Annotated in this window: 2 protein-coding genes; both read right to left on the bottom strand. The window is 48.9% G+C overall.

All coding sequences use genetic code 11. The features are described from left to right. Positions 1-770 (bottom strand): type IX secretion system membrane protein PorP/SprF (locus GZ212_RS15985; protein ID WP_166962527.1); only part of this gene is annotated, 770 nt, incomplete at its 3' end. A gap of 43 nt (positions 771-813) precedes the next feature. Beyond that, positions 814-1,701 (bottom strand): T9SS type B sorting domain-containing protein (locus GZ212_RS15990; RefSeq protein ID WP_166962530.1); only part of this gene is annotated, 888 nt, incomplete at its 5' end.

The following is a 1,701-nucleotide window of genomic DNA, read 5'->3' on the forward strand; positions in this document are numbered from 1 at the left end:
GAGGCGCCAATCCAGTAGTAATCTTCTTTTCTGTTGAACTTTCTGTACTTGAAGTTGACATCGGTTGTAGACCTTCCGTCACTTGAGAAGTTCTGGTAGAAAATGGACGGTTCCATTTCGATGAACTTGTTGTTCTTGCTCTTGATAACATATCCTGTATATATCTGGTAGTTCCTGAGGAGTTCCGGCTCGATCTTTGAGAAATCGTAGTCATCGTTCCATTTTTTGTCCAGCAGGTTGTTTACGTTGAAGCTGAAGTAATATCCTCCCCAACGGTACAGAGCCCCCACGTCGAAATTATTGTTTGAAGTGGCCCTATCATCTGTGACGTAGGGGTCAATTACCGGATCGTTGTATGTTGTCTGAAAATCTTCAATGTTGATCCTGAAATGGTTCAGGTTGTATGAAATCCCGAATGAGAGGAACTGCCTAGACGGGTAGTCGAGTGTCAGGTGGTGAGAGAAAGAGACCTTGAGTCCTTTCTGTCTTGTGTTCCCGTTGCTGTCGTTGTAGAGTGAGAGCCCCACCCCGTTTTTGTTTGTGACCCTTGCATCGACGTACAGGGACTGGTTGTCCGGTGCGTCCTTGATCCCGACCCACTGTGTGAGCCCGTTGAGTCTGACCCTTAGGTTGTCACCTATCCCCGCATATGTTGGGGATAGGACAAAGTCATTATCTGCCAGGTACTGTGTCCATACCGGCAGGTTGAGCTCTTGGGCAAAGCTCCCCGTGGTACAGGCTAGCATGAGGAATATAAGTAGGTTTTTCATAATCATCAGTTTTTGTTAGGGTAGTGGGGCTACATGTTTATCATTATCTATATAGAGTAAAGTGTCCGACAAAATCCTTGTCCACCTGTGCGCTGTTCAGGTTAACCACGTACCAGTAATCCCCGGTAGGGAGTTCCTTTCCGTCGTACTTACCGTCCCATTTCTGTCCGACCTTAAGTGTGACGATCTTTCTTCCGTACCTGTCGAAGATCGAGAACTCGAGGTCCGGGTAGTTGTCCACACAGTCAGGTCCCCAGGTATCGGCAACTCCGTCCCCGTTGGGGGTAAAGTAGTTGGGTATACATGGGTCTATGAACTCGAGGTAGATGGTTGCCATGGCGGTACATCCGGCACTGTCTGTCACCGTTACGGTATGTGTACCGGTCTGGGTGATCATAAAGGAGTTTTCCTGGCCATAGTCTTCACCGTTAAAAGTAAATTCATACTCACCGTTTCCACCTGTGGCCTGTGCGATGATCTCGTTCATGTCCCCCTCGACCAGCACAAGTGCCAGCGGGTCGTATCCTTCAATGTCGAACAGGTCGGTAACCACGATACATCCATTGGTATGTCTTACCTCGATATAGTGTCCCACTCCCGGAGGCACGTCGTTGAATACGTTGCTCATCTGGTATGGTCCACCGTCAAGTGAATAGTCCAGTTGTGAGATATCGGTCAGTGTCTCGTCCACGGTCACGGTTACCGTATTGCTGGATAAGTTGTTTACACATAGGTACTCAACCGTTACCACAGCCTGTATGTTGGCAGCCTCTGGGAAGGTGATGTTCCACTCAGATTCACATCCTTCGCTGTCTCGCACATATACGATGTGGTCTCCGCCACCCAATCCCGTAAACTCAAACAGGGTCTGTCCAGGGGCACCTTGTGTATAAGGACCGTCATAGTTGTCCAAGCTCACGCTGTATGGCGC

The sequence above is a fragment of the Mangrovimonas sp. CR14 genome, assembly GCF_011764015.1.
GTDB classification, from domain to species: Bacteria; Bacteroidota; Bacteroidia; order Flavobacteriales; family Flavobacteriaceae; genus Mangrovimonas; species Mangrovimonas futianensis.